Here is a 15,675-nt window from a genome sequence, read left to right on the forward strand (position 1 = left end):
CTGCGGATCAGCGGGGTCATCGAAGCCGGCCCGCCGCCCATGCCCGGCGGCTACGCGCCCGGACCGCCCGCGCCCGGCGGGTTCCCCGCCCCGCCGGGACCGCCGATGCCGCCCGGGCCCGGCTACGGCCCGCCGCCCGGCCAGTTCGCGCCGCCGCCCGGACACGGCGCCCCGCCGCCGCTGCCGGACGCGTTCCAGTCCCCCGGCGGGTTCGCGCCCGGCCCGCCCGCGCCCTATCCGGGGCAGCCGGGCCCGCCGGCGGCCGAAGACCCGCTCGCCACCCTGGAGCGCAGGCTCCGCGAGCTGGGCGCCGACCCCGGCTCGTACCGGATCAACGACGCCGCCGAGGGCGTCTGGAGCCTGCTGCCCGAGGCGGGCCGCTGGTCGGTGTTCCTCCTGCAGAACGGCCAGCGCCGCAAGCAGGTCATGTTCGACACCCAGGACAGGGCCGCCGCCTACCTGCTGGGAGCGGTGCTGTTGTTCCCCCGCCCGCTACCGTAGATCGGATGAGGGACGAGCCCGTGATCGACCCGGACGTCGACCTCCACGATCCGGGGCAGCGGGCCGAGCTGTCCCGGGCCCCGTGGTCGACGCTGGGCGCGATCGCGGCGGGGGGCGTCGCCGGGGCGCTGGCCCGGTACGGCGTCGCGGAGGCGTTCGGCCACCCCTCGGGGGCGTTCGCGTGGGCGACGTTCACCGTGAACGTGTCCGGCTGCCTCCTGATCGGGATCCTGATGGTCGCGATCACCGAGGTGCGGGCGGCGCACCGGCTCACCCGGCCGTTCCTCGGGGTGGGGGTGCTCGGCGGGTACACGACGTTCTCGACGTACGCCGTGGACGCGCAGCGGGCCGTCGAGGCCGGGTCGGCGGGCACCGCGCTCGTCTACCTGGCCGTGACGCCGGTGTGCGCGCTGGCCGCGGTCCTCGCCGGCGTGCGGCTGGCCCGCGCGCTGCTCCCCGCCCGCGCGGAGGAGCGGTGACGGTCCTGCTGGTGGCGCTGGGCGCGGCGGCCGGCGCCCCGCTGCGCTACCTGATCGACCGGGCCGTCCAGGCGCGGCACGACTCCGCGTTCCCGTGGGGGACGTTCACGGTGAACGCGGCGGGCTGCGCGGTGCTGGGTTTCCTCGCCGCGCTGCCCGCCGGGTCGGGGCTGATGGCGCTGGCGGGGACGGGCTTCTGCGGCGCGCTGACCACGTACTCCACGTTCGGGTACGAGACGGTGCGGCTGGCCGAGGACGGCGCCCGCACGGTCGCGCTGCTCAACGCCGCCGGGTCCATCGCGGCCGGGCTGGGCGCGGCGTACGGCGGGATGGTGCTCGCCCAGGCGGTCACCGGCGGCTGAGCGGGGGTCAGCGGTGCTCCGCCTCCGCCGCCTCCGCCCGTTCCGCGGCCTCCTCGCGCTGGAACGTCGAGTACAGCCACCACAGGGACGGCAGGAGCAGCAGCGCGCCGACCGCCAGGGCGCCCAGGCTCGCGGCCAGGACGGCGTCGGTCGCGGCGGCCTGCTCCACGCTCACGCCGGGAAGCAGGTGCGGGTACTGGCCGAGGCCCCAGCCCCACAGCAGCCCGACGACGGCGAGCGCGGCGGTCACCCGCACGGCGACGTACGCGCGGCGCCACAGCAGCGCCAGCGACGCGAGCCCGGCCAGGATCGACACGATCAGCAGCGGCAGCGCGCGGCCGGAGGTCAGCTCGTCGAACACGTTCCGCGCGTCGGCGTACAGGATCAGCAGCCCCAGCGCCGACAGCGCGCCGACGGCGGCGCCCGCGATCAGCGCGCGGCGGCGGAACGCCTCCGCCAGCTCGATGTCACCGCCGCGCTCGGCGTCGCGGGTGAGGAAGACCGCGGCCAGGTACGCGGCGACGCCGACCGCCAGCGCTCCCGAGATGAGCGACGTCGGGTTGAACCAGCTGGTGACCAGGTCGCCCGCGGCGATGCCCGGCGGCACGCGGCCGGAGGCGATGGCGCCCGCGACCGTGCCGAGGAAGAACGGCGTGACCACCGACGAGAACGCGAACGTCGCGCCGAACAGCCGCTGCTGCCACAGCTCGCTGCTCGCCTTGCGGAACGCGAACGCGGCGCCGCGCGCGATGATGCCCAGCGCGACCAGCGTCAGCGGGATGTAGAGCGTCGAGGCGATCGCGGCGAACACCGAGGGCAGGCCCGTCCAGGTCACCACGATCACGAAGATCAGCCACACGTGGTTGGTCTCCCAGACCGGGCCGATCGAGTGCTCCACCAGCGCCCGCTGCGGGCGGCCCCGCTCGCTGCCCCCGGCCAGCAGGTCCCACACGCCGCCGCCGAAGTCGGCGCCGCCGAACAGCACGTACGCGCTGAGCCCCAGCCACAGCACGATCAGCAGGATCTCGTGCAGCATGGTCAGACCACCTTGAACCCGGTGACGTCGCGTTCCTGCGGGGCGATCGGCACCGGCCGGTCGCGGGCCATCCGGCGCAGCACGTACACGGTCGCGACCGTCAGCACCACGTAGACGGCGGTGACGAGGACGAAGCCCCAGACCAGGCCGGGCGCCGGGTTGACGGCGTCGGCGGTGCGCATCACGCCGTACACGATCCACGGCTGCCGGCCGACCTCGGTGACCGTCCAGCCCGCCTCCAGCGCCAGCACGGCCGCGACGCCGGAGACCGCGGTGGCGCGCAGGAACCAGGCCGTGCGGGGCAGCGCCCGGCGGCGCCACCAGCAGAGGCCGAGCCAGAGCGCCAGGGCCAGCAGCGCGAAGCCCATCCCCACCATGATCTGGAACGCCCAGTGCACGATGTTCACCGGCGGCCGGTCGCGCTCGGGCACCTCGTTCAGGCCCGCGATCTCGGCGTTGGGATCCCAGTGCGCCAGCAGCGACAGCCCGTACGGGATCTCGACGCCGTACCGCAGCTCGCCGTCCACGGCGACGCCGCCCAGGTGCAGCGGGACGGCGCGCTCGGTCTCGAACACGCCCTCCATCGCGGCCAGCTTGACCGGCTGGTTGTCGGCGACGAAGTGCGCCGCCCAGTCGCCCACGCCGATCTGCACCGGCGTGATGACCGCCGCGACCGTGAACGGGATCAGCAGCCCCAGCCGGTGGTAGCGGTCCCGGCGCCCGCGCAGCATCGCCACCGCGTACACGCTCGCCATCAGGAAGCCCGCCACCATGAACGCGGCGAGGATCATGTGCACGGTCTGGGACGGGGTGGCCGGGTTGAACATCGCCGCCCACGGGTCCACGGCGACGATCCTGCCGTCCACGGCCGAGAACCCGGTGGGCTGCTGCATCCAGGCGTTGGCCGTCACGACGAAGAACGCGCTGGCGACCCCGGCGATCACGATCGGGACGCCGGACAGCATGTGCGGGACGGGCGGCAGCCGGTCCCAGGCGTACAGGTAGATGCCGAGGAAGATCGCCTCGATGAAGAACGCGATGCCCTCCAGCGAGAACGGCAGCCCGATGACCTCGCCGTAGGTGCCCATCATGCCCGGCCAGAGCAGCCCCATCTCGAACGACAGGATCGTCCCGGACACGGCGCCCACCGCGAACAGCACGCCCATGGCGCGGCCCCAGCGGCGGGCGAGCAACCGGTAGTTGTCGTCCCCGGTGCGGTGCCCGCGCCACTCGGCGATCAGCGTGATGGCGGGCATCCCGACGCCCAGGCAGGCCAGCACGATGTGCCAGCCCAGCGAGAGCGCCATCTGCATCCGCGCCGCCCCGAGGTCCGCGGTGGTGACCGCGTCCAGGGCCGTCATGGTGGTCCCGTCCACGCGAGGCTGCATACCCGCCCACCTGGGATGACACTTCTTCGCAGGCATCCCGTGCGATCGGGCACCATGGAGGGGTGACATCGCTGATGGCGCCGCCCGGCGCGGAGCGCTCCCTGGACGCGCTGGCCGACCTCGTGGCGGACGGCGACGTGGTCGTGCTGAGCGGCGCCGGGCTGTCGACCGAGTCCGGCATCCCCGACTACCGGGGCGAGACCGGGCGGGCGCGGCGGTCGGTTCCGATGACGTACCAGGCGTTCACCGGCGCCGCCGCGAACCGGCGGCGGTACTGGGCGCGCAGCCATCTGGGGTGGCGGCACGTCGAGCGGGCCGAGCCCAACGCGGGCCACCGCGCGGTCGCGGAGCTCCAGCGCCGCGGGCTGGTCTCGGGCATCATCACCCAGAACGTGGACGGCCTGCACCAGGCCGCCGGGGCGGGCGGCGTGATCGAGCTGCACGGCGCGCTCGGCCGGGTGCTGTGCCTGGGCTGCGGCCGGCGCACCCCGCGCGCGGAGCTGCACGAGCGGCTGTCGGCGGCCAATCCCGGCTGGGACGCCGCCGCGGACACGGTCAACCCCGACGGCGACGCCGACCTGGAGGGCGAGCTGATCGACGCGTTCCACGTGGTGGACTGCCCGGCCTGCGGCGGGATCCTCAAACCGGACGTGATCTTCTTCGGCGAGAACGTGCCGCGGCCGCGGGTCGCCGAGTGCTTCGGGCTGACCGAGCGGGCCGGGACGCTGCTGGTCCTGGGGTCCTCGCTGACGGTCATGTCCGGGTACCGGTTCGTGCGGCGCGCCGCCGAGCTGGGCATCCCGGTGGCGATCGTCAACCGGGGCGCCACGCGCGGCGACGCCGACGCCCGGACGATCCTCGACGCCCCGCTCGGCGCCGCCCTCACCGCCCTCGTGGGCCTCGTCGGCCGGACGGACAGCGCCGGCTGACGCCCGCGCGGATCACGGCGGGGGCGCGGTGCTCTCCCGGACGACCAGCTCGGTCGCCAGCTCGACGCGGCGGGTCTCCAGCGTCTCGCCGCGCGCCATCCGCAGCAGCATGCGGGCGGCGAGCGCGCCCATCTCGGCCAGCGGCTGGCGGACGGTGGTCAGCGGCGGCGAGAACCAGCGCGACACCGACAGGTCGTCGAACCCCACGATGCTGAGGTCCTGCGGGATCCGCAGCCCGCGCTCGCGCGCCGCCTCGCACGCCCCGTACGCCTGCTGGTCCGACCCGGCGAAGATCGCGGTGGGCGGGTCGGGCAGGTCCAGCAGCAGCCCGGCCTGGACGTAGCCGCTCTCGTGGTGGAAGTCGCCGTACCGGACCAGGTCCGGGTCGGCCGGCAGGCCCGCGCTCTCCAGCGCGCCGCGGTGGCCGTCGAGCCGGGCCCGGCTGCACAGCAGGCCCGCGGGCCCGCTGATGATGGCGATCCGGCGGTGGCCCAGCTCGGCGAGATGGCGGGTGGCGGCCATCCCGCCGGCCCAGTTCGCGGCGCCGATGGACGGGATCCGCGGGTCGGGCTCGCCGCGCGGGTCGATGACGACGTACGGGACGTCCAGCGCCTCCAGCCTGGCCAGCTGCCCGGGCGCCAGCTCCTCCAGGACCAGCACCACGCCCTCGGAGCGGCGCCGGACGAGGTTGTCGAGCCACTGCCGGGCCGGTTCCCCGCCGTCCGCGGCGCCGGCGCCCGCGATCCCGGTGTGGATGGCCGAGACGACGGTGCCGAGTCCGGCGGCGCGCGCCACCTCCTCGGCACCGCGGATGATCTCGACCGCCCACGGGCTGTCCAGCTCGCCGAAGACCAGGTCGACCAGCCCGGCCGGATCGGCGCCGCGCCGCCCGGCGCGCGGGTAGGCGTGCTTGTCGAGCAGCTCCTCGACCCGGCTGCGGGTGCCGGCCGCCACGTCGGCACGGCCGTTGAGCACCTTGGACACGGTCGAGACCGACACCCCGGCCTCGCGCGCGATGGACGTGATCGTGACTCGCGGCTGCACCATGAGGGCATCCTACTCCGAAAATTTTCGACTGCCCGGCCCCATATAAAAGCGGAATCTCGATATTGACAGCGGTCCGCACCGCTTCTAGGTTCCGAAACATATCGGGAACATTTCGAACATCGCTGTCCGGGGGCGGCGCCTCAGGAGGTGCGAAAGGTGTTCAGGAATCGTCGTGGCGCCGGATGGACGGCGCTGATCGCGGCGGCCGTGCTGGCCGCCGGCGCGTGCGGGACGTCCGGCCCGGCGGGCGGCGGCGCCGCCGGGGAGATCAGGGCCTGGACGCTCCAGGGCGACGCCGTCAACAAGGTCGAGCGGGACGGCGTCACGGCGTTCAACAAGTCCGGCGGCACAGATGTGAGGCTGGAGACCTTCCTCAACGACCCGTACAAGCAGAAGCTCCAGGTCGCGATGGGCGCCCCGAACGCGCCCGACGTGTTCATCAACTGGGGCGGCGGCCACCTGAAGCAGTACGTCGACGCCGGCCAGGTCGCCGACCTCACCGCCGAGTTCCAGAAGGACCCGGCGTGGCTGAACTCCTTCCTGCCGTCGGTGATGAAGACCGCGCAGCTCGGCGGGAAGTACTACGGCGTCCCCGAGCGCGGCATGCAGCCGATCGTCCTCTTCTACAACAAGGACGTGTTCGCGGCGGCGGGCGCGCTGCCGCCGAAGACCTGGGACGACGTCCTCAAGCTGGTCGACACGTTCAAGGGCCGGAAGATCACGCCGTTCGCGCTGGCCGGCTCGCAGGGCTGGACCGAGCTGATGTGGCTGGAGTACCTGCTCGACCGCGTCGGCGGCCCCGCGAAGTTCCAGGCGATCATGAACGGCACGGCGGGCGCCTGGAACGACCCGGCGGTGCTCCGGTCGCTGACGATGATCCGGCAGCTGGTCGACCGCGGCGCGTTCGGCACCGGCTTCGGCTCCGTCGACTACGACGTGGGCGGCGCCTCGACGCTGTTCGCGACGGGCAAGGCGGCCATGCACCTGATGGGGTCGTGGGAGTACGCCACCCAGCTCGGCCAGAACCCCGACTTCGTCAAGAAGGGTCGGATGGGCTGGGTGCCGTTCCCCGCGGTCGCGGGCGGCGCCGGCGATCCGCGCAACATCGTCGGCAACCCCACCAACTTCTACTCGGTCAGCGCGAAGACCAAGGACAAGGCGGCAGCGGTCAGGTTCCTCAAGGAGACCATGACCTCCGACGCCTACGTCCAGGGCATGATCGGTGTCGGCGAGATCCCGGCGATCAAGGGGCTGGAGCCGAAGCTGCGCGGCGGGCCGGACGCCGCGTACAGCACGTTCATCTACTCGATGGTGAGCGGCGCGCCCGAGTTCACCCAGTCCTGGGACCAGGCGCTGACACCGTCGGTGTCGGAGGCGCTGCTCACCAACCTGCAGAAGCTGTTCCTGAAGGAGATCGACCCCGGCGAGTTCGCCGCCGCGATGGGCAAGGCCAAGTGAGGCAGCGCCCGGGAGCGGTGTGGGCGGCGCCCGCCCTCGCCTTCTTCGCGGTCTTCGCGGTGGCGCCGCTGGCGCTGGTCGCCGTCCTCAGCTTCACGGCGTGGAACGGCCTCGGCTCCCCGCAGTGGGCCGGCACTGCGAACTGGACGCGGATGGGCGAGGACGCGGCGCTGCCCGGCTCGCTGCGGCTGTCGCTGATCCTCACCGCGGCCGCCTGGTGCGTGCAGACCCCGGTCAGCCTGCTGCTCGGGGTCTGGGCCGCCGGCCGCGGCCGGGGGCGGGCGGCGCTGAGCGCGGTGTTCTTCGTGCCGCTGCTGATGTCGAACGCGGCGGTGGCGTTGCTGTGGCAGTCGCTGCTGGACCCGAACTTCGGCCTGGCCGACCTCGTCGGCCCGCTGCTGCTGGCCCGGGACGGCGACATCCTCGGCGAGCCGTCCCGGGCGCTGGCCGCCGTGGTGCTCGTGGTGTCGTGGCAGTTCGTCCCGTTCCACGTGCTGCTCTACCAGGCCGGCGCCCGGCAGATCCCGGAGGTGCTGTACGACGCGGCGGCCATCGACGGCGCCGGCCGGGTGCGGCGGTTCTTCTCGATCACGCTGCCGCAGCTGCGGTACACCGTCGTGTCGTCCACGGTGCTGATCCTGGTCGGGTCGTTCACCTACTTCGAGACGATCCTGCTCATGACCGGCGGCGGGCCGGGCACCGCGACCCGCGTGCTGCCGCTGCACATGTACCTGACCGGCTTCTCCGCGTTCGAGATGGGCTACGCCAGCGCGCTCGCCGTGCTGCTGGTGGTGGTCGGGACCGCGCTGTCCATCGTGATCGTCCGGACCACCGGGTTCGCGTCGATGCGCAGCAGGCGGGAGGGGATGTGACCGTGCACACGCGGCCGGCCGCCGCCCCGCCGAAGGGCGCCGCGGCGGCGTGGCGCGCCCGCCCGCTCGCCGCCGCGCGGCGCGCGAACCCGCTCGCCATGGCGGCCGCGCTCGCCTGGCTCGTGGTGGTGGGCGTCCCCCTGTACTACCTGGTCGCGGTGAGCCTGCGCACCCGGGAGGACTACCTGACGGCGGGCCCGCTGTCCGCGCCTACGTCCCCCACCCTGGAGAACTACTCCACCGTGCTCGGCGGCGGGTTCGGCCGCTACCTGCTCAATACAACGATCGTGACGGCCGCGTCCGTCGCGCTGGTGCTGGTCCTGGCGCTGCCCGCGGCGTACGCGATCGTCCGCGGCTCCGGGCCGCTGCTGCGGGGCGGTTTCTCGCTGCTGCTGCTCGGGCTGGCCATCCCGTCCCAGGCGGTGATCGTCCCGGTCTACCTGATCATCACCCGGCTGCACCTGTACGACTCGCTCGCCGGGATCGTGCTGCCGACCGCCGCGTTCCTGCTGCCGATGGCGGTGCTCGTGCTCACCACCACGCTGCGCGACATCCCCGAGGAGCTGTACGAGGCGATGGCGATCGACGGCGGCGGGCCGGTCCGGGTGCTGCGCGCGCTCGTCCTGCCGCTGAGCCGTCCCGGCCTGGTCACGGTCGGGATCTACGTGGCCGTCAACGCCTGGAACGGCTTCCTGTTCCCCCTGGTCCTGACGCAGTCGGAGGACCGCCGCGTGCTCACGATGGGCCTGTGGAGCCTCCAGGGCCAGTACACCTCCAACGTGCCGGCGCTGATGGCGGCGATGACGCTGTCGGTCCTGCCGGTGTTCGCCTTCTACCTGATCGGGCGCAGGCGCCTGGTCGGCGGGCTGACCGCCGGGTTCGGCAAGTGATGAGAACGAGGAACCGAGAACGAGGAACGGAGTGCACATGACCGACGACCAGCGGTTCCTGCGGGTGGCCGGCGACCGGCTCGCCGACGGCACCGGCGCCGACGTGCGGCTGCGCGGGGTCGGCCTCGGCGGCTGGATGAACATGGAGAACTTCATCACCGGCTACCCGGCGACCGAGACGCTGATGCGCCGGGCGGTGCTGGGCGTCCTCGGCGAGGAGCGGTACCGGCGGTTCTTCGACCGGCTGCTCACCGCGTTCTTCACCGACGCGGACGCCGCCTACCTCGCCTCGCTCGGCCTCAATTGCGTGCGGCTGCCGCTGAACTACCGGCACTTCGAGGACGACCGCACCCCGTTCAAGATCATCGAGTCGGGGTTCGCCCAGCTGGACCGGGTGATCGACATCTGCGCGCGGCACGGCCTCTACACCGTCCTGGACCTGCACGCCGCGCCCGGCGCGCAGAACCACCACTGGCACAGCGACAACCCCGTCCACGTGCCGATGCTCTGGGAGCACCCGCACTTCCAGGACCGGGTCGTCAACCTGTGGCAGGCGATCGCCGACCGGTACGCCGGCCACCCGTGGGTCGCCGGCCACAACCTGCTGAACGAGCCCGCCGACCCCACCGGCGAGGTCATCGGGCCGTTCTACGCCCGGCTCGCCGACGCCGTCCGGGAGGCCGACCCCCGGCACACGCTCTTCCTGGACGGCAACACCTACTCCACCCGCTTCGACATGTTCGGCGAACCGCGCGAGAACACCGTCTACACCTGCCACGACTACGCGCTCGCGGGCTTCGTGTACGGCGGCCCGTACCCCGGCATCACGGAGGGCGTGTGGGTGGACCGCGACCAGCTCGCGGAGAAGTTCCTCGAACGCACCGCGTACCAGCGCCGTACCGGCACCCCCATCTGGGTCGGCGAGTTCGGCCCCGTCTACACCGGTGACCCGGAGCGGGACGCGCAGCGCTACCGGATCCTGCGCGACCAGCTCGACATCTACGACGCCCACGGCGCCGGCTGGTCGCTGTGGACGTACAAGGACGTCGGGCTCCAAGGCCTCGTCCACACCGACCCCGGCGGTCCGCACGCCCGACGGTTCGGGGCGTTCCAGGCCAAGAAGGCGCGGCTCGGGGCCGACCACTGGGGGTCCACGGACGAGGGCGTGCGGCACCTGACCGAGCCGGTGCACGCGTTCATGGCCGAGGAGTACCCGGACTTCGACCCGTACCCCTTCGGGCGCCGCAAGTTCACCGAGGATCTGATGCGGCACATCCTGTTCGCGCAGCCGCTGGCGGTCGAGTACGCGGACCTGTTCCGGGGCCTGGACGACGGCGAGCTGGACGCCCTGGCCGACTCGTTCGCGTTCGACGCCTGCGTCCGCCGCGAGCCGCTGGCGGACCTCCTGGCCGAGCGCTGCCGGACCTCCTCGGCCACGGCGGAGCGGCCGCTTTGACCTTGCCGCGGCGTCAACGTTTCTAATGGAGGCATGCGGATCGGCGAACTCGCCGCGCTGGTCGGGGTGTCCACCCGTACCGTGCGGCACTACCACCACCAGGGACTGCTGCCCGAGCCGGAGCGGCTGGCCAACGGCTACCGCGAGTACCGGCTCCGGGACGCGGTCGCGCTCGCCCGGATCCGGCGGCTGACCGAGCTGGGCCTGTCGCTGGACGAGATCCGCGACGTGCTGGCCGACGACCGGGGCCGGGAGCTGCGCGAGGTGCTCCAGGAGCTGGACGCCGACCTGGCCCGGCAGCAGGAGGCGATCACGGCCCGCCGCGAGCGGCTGGCCGCCCTCCTCGCCGAGTCCGACGTCCATCCCGACGCGGCGGTGTCGCCGGCCATGGCCGCCGTGCTGCGCGAGCTGCCGCCGGACGGCGGCACCGCCATCGGCCGGTTCGACCGCGAGCTGATGATGATGATCGACACCGGGGCGGCCGACGGCGACCGGTCGGAGTACGCCGAACTGCTCCGGCCGCTCACCGCGCCGGGCATGGCCGAGCGCGGGACGGCGCTGTACGCCCGGCTGGACGAGCTGGCCGGCGCGGCCCCCGGCGACCCGCGCGTCGCCGAGGTCGCCCGCGAGATGGCCGACTACATCCCCGGCGAGATGGCCGCGGTGATGATCGCCAGCCTGGAGGACCCCGCCACCGGCGGCTGGCTGGCGGAGATGGGCCAGGAGATGGCGCCCGCGCAGGCCGAGGCGTTCCGCCTGCTCGTCCGCACGCTGCGGGCGAGGGCACGCGAGGGACTGCCGCCCGGAGACCGGGAAGACGGCGGTACGGACCGAGGGGGACCAGGGAGATGAGGATGAAGCCGGAGCGGCCGGTCGGGGACGTGGCGCGGCGGATCATGGCCTTCGAGGCGGTGCACATGCGCAGCCTCGTCCTGTGGGCGAGGCGGCGGCGGGACGGGGTCGGGCCCGGCGACACCCCGCTCCCCTACTCCGGCGCCCAGACGGCCACCATGGCGGCCTTCCTCGTCGCCATGCTGATCGAGCTGGTCGGACTGGAGATCATCCTGCGGGCGGTCGGCGCCCCGGCCTGGCTGCGGGCCGTGGTCTTCGTGATCGACGCGTACTCGGTGCTGATCGTGCTGGCGGTGATCGCGGCCTGCGTCAGCCGCCCGCACGTGGTCTCGGACGGCGAGCTGCGGCTGCGCTACGGGGCGTTCTTCGACCTGCGGATCCCGCGCGAGCGGATCGCCGCCGTCCGGCAGGTGCGCAACTACAACGAGAACGGCCTGATCAGGATCGAGGACGGCGGCCTCGCGGTCGTCGTCGGGTCCCAGACCAGCGTCGTGGTCGAGCTGACCGGCCCCGTCACCGCCGTCCGGCCGCTCGGCGGGCGGGCCGAGGTGACGTCCGTCCGCTTCTACACCGACGACCCGCGGGCCGCGCTCGCCGCCCTGCGGCCGTCCCAGGAGCCCGACGCGGTCACACGATGACGAACTCGTTGCTGTGCAGCGTGGACACGATCCCGCCGGCGGCGAGCAGCGTCACCGTGAACCGGTACGCGTCGCCCACGGGGAACCGCTCCACCGGCACCATCAGCGTGTCGAGCTTGGCGTAGCCGGCGTGGGCGCCGAGATCGGTCCAGCCGAACTTCCCGGCCGTGACCGTCTCGACGTCCCGCCGCCGGGCGAACGTGGTCATGCCCCCCGAGGTGGAGGCCGCGCTGGTGATCAGCGTGTACGGCGCCTCGGCCTCCCCCAGGCCGTCACCGGACTCCGCCGCGATCACCAGGTAGAACTCGCCCATCCGGGTGCCGCCCAGCGCGTTGGGCGTCGGGTCCTGGGACGCCCCCGGCTTGTTGGTGGTGAAGACCCGGATGAGCCGGACATCGTTGGCCTGCATGCGCCCCCCTGCGAATCGCTCGGTACCTCAAAGAGAGCCGCGGGGCGGGGGCGGTGATACATGCCCTCAGGGGCGGGCCGCGAGGCGGCGTTCGAGGAGCACGGCGCCGCGGCCCTCGATCAGCGCGGCGGCGCGGCGGCGCAGGTCCGCGGTGTCCGGCCCGGCGGCGCCCGTGCGGTCGCGCAGGTCCGCCCAGTCCAGCAGCGACTCGGCGCCCAGCAGCGCGGCGCCGCAGCGCTCGTGCACCGCGGCGGCGGCCTCGAAGTGCTCGCCGGCGCGGCCGGTCTCGCCGGACGCGGCCGACAGCAGCGCCAGGTAGTGGTGGCCGCAGTGGTGCCCGACCGCCGAGGTGCCGAACGTGTCGCCGTGCGGGGCGAGCGCCTCGTACAGCGGGCCGATCAGGTCGCCGCGGCCGAGGCGGCAGGCGGCGTACGCCAGGTTGTCCAGGGCCGGGCGCCGCGCCAGGTCAGCGCGCGGGATCAGGCCGTGCTCGGCGAGGACGCGCTCGAGCGCGGGCCCGGCCTCGGCGTCGTCCAGCTCGCACAGGAACCGCAGGATGGCGTGCACGGGATCGACCCGCGGGCTCTCCGAGGCGCGGCGGAGCCGGTCGCGCAGCTCTCCGAGCCGCCCCTGGAAGCGGCGGATCTCGCCGATCTGCTCGGCGTGGAAGGCCAGCGCCTCCAGGCGGCGCCCCAGCTTGGAGCCCATCTCCAGCGCCGCGAGCGAGGACCGCTCGGCGGCCTCCAGGTCGCCGCGCAGCAGGATGAGCCCGGTACGGCACATGCCGACCAGCCACACCAGGTGCGGCTGGCACAGCCGCCGCGCCAGCTCGTCGGCGTGCTCCAGGAACGTCGCGACGATGTCCATGTCGCCGCGTTCGAGGACCGGCGGGATGCGCTGGAACGTGGCGTGGAACAGCGCCAGGTCGTCGCCGGTGCGCAGAGCCGCCTGGAGCATCTCCTGGCCGTCCCGCAGGCGGCGTTCCAGCGGTACGGCCGGGATGACCGTCAGGCTGCGCAGGCCGAGGACGCTCACCAGCGTGGCCGGGTCGGCGGACTCGCGGGCCAGCGCGACCGCCTCGTCGCTCAGCGCGTACCGGCGGTCGCCGTCCCTGGCCCAGGTCAGCTCGGCGGCCAGCTGCGCGGTCAGCAGCGCCCGGGTGCGCAGGTCGGCCGGGTCGACCAGGTCGCGGGCGCGGGTGAGCAGCTCGATCCGGCCGGCGTCGGCGGCGGCCGTCATGCTGAAGAAGCCGCGGTCCTCGGCGACCGCCGCCGCCACGACCAGGTCGCCGCGCCCGCACTCCTGGGCGAGCGCCGCCGCCTTGGCCAGCGTGGGGCGGCCCTCCGGGTCCCCGGCCAGCCACATCGCGCGGCCGCACCGCACCAGCGCCTCGGCGCGGCGCTCCGGGCCGGCGGCCGGGTCGCGGTCGAGCAGTTCGAGCAGGCCGCGGCACCAGGTGACGGCCTCCTGGTGCGCCAGCCGGGCCAGCGCCTGCGCCGCCGCGTGCCCGGCCGCGTCGGCGGCCGCGGCGATCCGGGCCGGGTCGTGGCCGCCGCGGGCGGCGGCGAGCAGGTGCGCCGCGACGACGTACGGCCGCGACTCCATGACGCGCGGGTCGGCGTCGCGGAGCGCCTCGGCGACCCGGCCGTGCAGCAGCGCGGCGCGCGGCGCGGAGAGCGCGCCGTACGCGGCCGACCTGATCAGCTCGTGCGAGAACCGGCACGCGCCGGTCGCCGCCATCGTGACCAGGCCGCTCGCCATGACCTCCTCGATCACGTCGACGAAGGCGGCCTCGTCCATGCGCAGCGCCACCCGCAGCTCGGCCGAGCCCATCCGCTCCCCGACCGCGAGCAGGTTGACCAGGTCGCGGGCGCCCGGACGGAGCCTCGCCAGCCGCGCCACCACCATGCGGGTGACCGAGTCCGGCACGGCGATCCGGTCCAGGTCGCCGCCGGCCACCAGCTCCCGGGCGACCTCGCTGACCAGGAACGCGTTCCCGCCGGTGATCTGGTGCAGCCGGGCGGCGCCGGGCGCCGAGCGGCGCGCGACCGCGCGCAGCGCCTCGGACACGTCGGCCACCCCGAACGGCTCCACCGGGACGATCCGGCTCTCGGCCTCCAGCCCGTGCCAGCCCGCCGCGGCCGGGCCGGGCGCGTCCGCCGGGACGGGCCGCGAGGTCGCCAGGACCAGCAGCGGCAGCCCGTCCGCCTCGAAGACCAGCGCCCGCAGCATCTCCAGGGACTCGGCCGTCGCCCACTGCAGGTCGTCGACGACCAGCAGCACCGGGCCCACCGACGCGAGCCGTTCGACCAGCGTGCGCGCGGCGGCGGCCAGCTGGTAGCGCTCCGACACCGGCTCGGTCGCCGGCGGTACGGCGAGCTCCAGCGGCGGCGCGGCCAGCGACGGCGCCAGCCGGACCAGCTGCCCGCACCGCCGGTCGACCCCGGCCCGCAGCAGCAGCGCCGGGGCGTCCCGGGCCAGCCGCTCCACCGCCGCCGCGATCGGCTCGTACGCCTGCCGCGCGGGATCGGTGCAGCGCCCGGCCAGCACGGTGAAACGGCGGTCGGCGGCGCGCCGCGCGGCGACCGAGGCCAGCCGGGTCTTGCCCACGCCCGGCTCGCCCTGGAGGATCACCACCCGGGTGCCGAGCTCGGCCGCCGCCAGCTCGGCGTCCAGCGCGGCCAGCTCGGCCTCGCGGCCGACGAACGGCAGCACGTGCCCGGCGTCCAGCCACGACGGCAGCCGCGGCGCCGGATCGTCGCCGGAGTTGCGCCACAGCAGCTCGTAGGTGCGCAGCGGGGCCCGCAGGCCCTTGGCCGGGAGCCGCCCGCGGTCCTTGAACTCGTGCCCGCCGCGGTCGCGCGCCATCCGCCGGACCAGCTCGGTGCACAGCACCTCACCGCCCCCGGCCAGGGCCATCAGCCGCGCGGCCTCCACCGTCGGCAGGCCGCTGACGTCGTGCTCGTGCCAGCGCACGTCGCCGACGCTCAGCGCGGCGCGCACCGCGACCGGCTCGGCCGCCCGGTCGCTCTCGCCGGCCATCGCGCGCTGCACGGCGACGGCCGCCTCCAGCCCGGCGGTCGCCGACGCGAACACGGCCATCAGCCCGTCGCCGAGGCTCTTGGTGTAGACGGCCCCGGCCGCGGTGGCGGCGCCGTACAGAGCCTTGTAGACGCCCGCGAAGTGGCCGTCGGCCAGCCGCTCGCCGAGCCGGGCCCGCGTCGCGGTCGAGCCGACGACGTCGGTGAACAGCACCGTCGCGGCCGCCGCCGAGCTGGGCATCGACTGCGACATCGAACGCCGCGCGTCCCACGTGTACGTCGAGTCGCTGGACCGGGTGGCGGCGCTCCAGGAGGAG

At 74.4% G+C, this 15,675-nt stretch carries 14 protein-coding genes and 1 pseudogene; 10 read left to right on the plus strand and 5 right to left on the minus strand.

Features of this window, described 5'->3' with window-relative positions; genetic code table 11:
- The 3 genes and pseudogenes from AB0881_RS40150 to crcB all read left to right on the plus strand — a co-directional run.
- Nucleotides 1-501, plus strand: a pseudogene (locus tag AB0881_RS40150) (hypothetical protein); the annotation flags it as partial.
- A gap of 5 nt (nt 502-506) precedes the next feature.
- Nucleotides 507-980: a CrcB family protein gene (locus AB0881_RS40155; RefSeq protein ID WP_366625966.1), complete on the plus strand. Its 474-nt coding sequence runs from the start codon at nt 507-509 to the stop codon at nt 978-980.
- Nucleotides 977-1,342: a fluoride efflux transporter CrcB gene (gene crcB, locus AB0881_RS40160; protein WP_366625968.1), complete on the plus strand. Its 366-nt coding sequence runs from the start codon at nt 977-979 to the stop codon at nt 1,340-1,342. Before AB0881_RS40155 ends, crcB begins: the two co-directional genes overlap by 4 nt.
- Nucleotides 1,343-1,349: 7 nt before the next feature.
- Here the strand turns inward: crcB and AB0881_RS40165 are convergent, their stop codons facing one another.
- Both AB0881_RS40165 and AB0881_RS40170 read right to left on the minus strand, forming a co-directional pair.
- Entirely contained in the window at nt 1,350-2,378 is a 1,029-nt protein-coding gene (locus tag AB0881_RS40165) for a cytochrome d ubiquinol oxidase subunit II (protein ID WP_366625969.1), read from the minus strand.
- Between the two features lie 2 nt (nt 2,379-2,380).
- Nucleotides 2,381-3,754, minus strand: a complete 1,374-nt coding sequence (locus tag AB0881_RS40170) for a cytochrome ubiquinol oxidase subunit I (protein WP_366625971.1) — start codon at nt 3,752-3,754, stop codon at nt 2,381-2,383.
- Nucleotides 3,755-3,828: 74 nt separating this feature from the next.
- Between AB0881_RS40170 and AB0881_RS40175 the strand changes: the two genes are divergently transcribed.
- Nucleotides 3,829-4,695, plus strand: coding sequence for an NAD-dependent protein deacetylase (locus AB0881_RS40175; protein ID WP_366625973.1), 867 nt, complete (start codon nt 3,829-3,831; stop codon nt 4,693-4,695).
- A gap of 12 nt (nt 4,696-4,707) precedes the next feature.
- Here the strand turns inward: AB0881_RS40175 and AB0881_RS40180 are convergent, their stop codons facing one another.
- Complete coding sequence (locus tag AB0881_RS40180) at nt 4,708-5,742, minus strand: LacI family DNA-binding transcriptional regulator (protein ID WP_366625974.1); 1,035 nt, start codon at nt 5,740-5,742, stop codon at nt 4,708-4,710.
- A gap of 156 nt (nt 5,743-5,898) precedes the next feature.
- Here AB0881_RS40180 and AB0881_RS40185 point away from each other — a divergent pair, with 156 nt between their 5' ends.
- From AB0881_RS40185 to AB0881_RS40210, 6 genes are read left to right on the plus strand one after another with little or no spacing between them, the layout of a single operon-like run.
- Entirely contained in the window at nt 5,899-7,200 is a 1,302-nt protein-coding gene (locus AB0881_RS40185) for an extracellular solute-binding protein (protein WP_366625976.1), read from the plus strand.
- Entirely contained in the window at nt 7,197-8,072 is an 876-nt protein-coding gene (locus tag AB0881_RS40190; protein WP_366625978.1) for a sugar ABC transporter permease, read from the plus strand. Before AB0881_RS40185 ends, AB0881_RS40190 begins: the two co-directional genes overlap by 4 nt.
- Complete coding sequence (locus AB0881_RS40195; RefSeq protein ID WP_366625980.1) at nt 8,069-8,962, plus strand: carbohydrate ABC transporter permease; 894 nt, start codon at nt 8,069-8,071, stop codon at nt 8,960-8,962. Before AB0881_RS40190 ends, AB0881_RS40195 begins: the two co-directional genes overlap by 4 nt.
- Nucleotides 8,963-8,999: 37 nt before the next feature.
- Entirely contained in the window at nt 9,000-10,418 is a 1,419-nt protein-coding gene (locus AB0881_RS40200; RefSeq protein ID WP_366625982.1) for a cellulase family glycosylhydrolase, read from the plus strand.
- A 33-nt stretch (nt 10,419-10,451) separates the two neighbouring features.
- Complete coding sequence (locus tag AB0881_RS40205; protein WP_366625984.1) at nt 10,452-11,270, plus strand: MerR family transcriptional regulator; 819 nt, start codon at nt 10,452-10,454, stop codon at nt 11,268-11,270.
- Nucleotides 11,271-11,272: 2 nt separating this feature from the next.
- Nucleotides 11,273-11,908 (plus strand): hypothetical protein, encoded by a 636-nt coding sequence (locus AB0881_RS40210; RefSeq protein WP_366625986.1) that lies wholly within the window; start codon nt 11,273-11,275, stop codon nt 11,906-11,908.
- Here the strand turns inward: AB0881_RS40210 and AB0881_RS40215 are convergent.
- Together AB0881_RS40215 and AB0881_RS40220 are read right to left on the minus strand one after the other, a co-directional pair.
- Nucleotides 11,898-12,317, minus strand: a complete 420-nt coding sequence (locus tag AB0881_RS40215) for a hypothetical protein (RefSeq protein WP_366625988.1) — start codon at nt 12,315-12,317, stop codon at nt 11,898-11,900. The genes AB0881_RS40210 and AB0881_RS40215 overlap by 11 nt on opposite strands.
- A gap of 66 nt (nt 12,318-12,383) precedes the next feature.
- The gene (locus tag AB0881_RS40220; protein WP_366625990.1) at nt 12,384-15,572 is read right to left on the minus strand and encodes an AAA family ATPase; all 3,189 of its coding nucleotides are present in this window, start codon (nt 15,570-15,572) and stop codon (nt 12,384-12,386) included.
- Between the last annotated feature and the right edge of the window lie 103 nt (nt 15,573-15,675).

The sequence above is a fragment of the Spirillospora sp. NPDC029432 genome (genome assembly GCF_040703975.1).
GTDB lineage: Bacteria > Actinomycetota > Actinomycetes > Streptosporangiales > Streptosporangiaceae > Spirillospora.

Bases quoted from the DNA above. Each gene is read 5' to 3' on its own strand.
- AB0881_RS40155 (WP_366625966.1), top strand. From the start codon at position 507: ATGAGGGACGAGCCCGTGATCGACCCGGACGTCGACCTCCACGATCCG.
- AB0881_RS40165 (WP_366625969.1), bottom strand. From the start codon at position 2,378: ATGCTGCACGAGATCCTGCTGATCGTGCTGTGGCTGGGGCTCAGCGCG.
- AB0881_RS40180 (WP_366625974.1), bottom strand. From the start codon at position 5,742: ATGGTGCAGCCGCGAGTCACGATCACGTCCATCGCGCGCGAGGCCGGG.
- AB0881_RS40200 (WP_366625982.1), top strand. From the start codon at position 9,000: ATGACCGACGACCAGCGGTTCCTGCGGGTGGCCGGCGACCGGCTCGCC.
- AB0881_RS40205 (WP_366625984.1), top strand. From the start codon at position 10,452: ATGCGGATCGGCGAACTCGCCGCGCTGGTCGGGGTGTCCACCCGTACC.
- AB0881_RS40210 (WP_366625986.1), top strand. From the start codon at position 11,273: ATGAAGCCGGAGCGGCCGGTCGGGGACGTGGCGCGGCGGATCATGGCC.
- AB0881_RS40215 (WP_366625988.1), bottom strand. From the start codon at position 12,317: ATGCAGGCCAACGATGTCCGGCTCATCCGGGTCTTCACCACCAACAAG.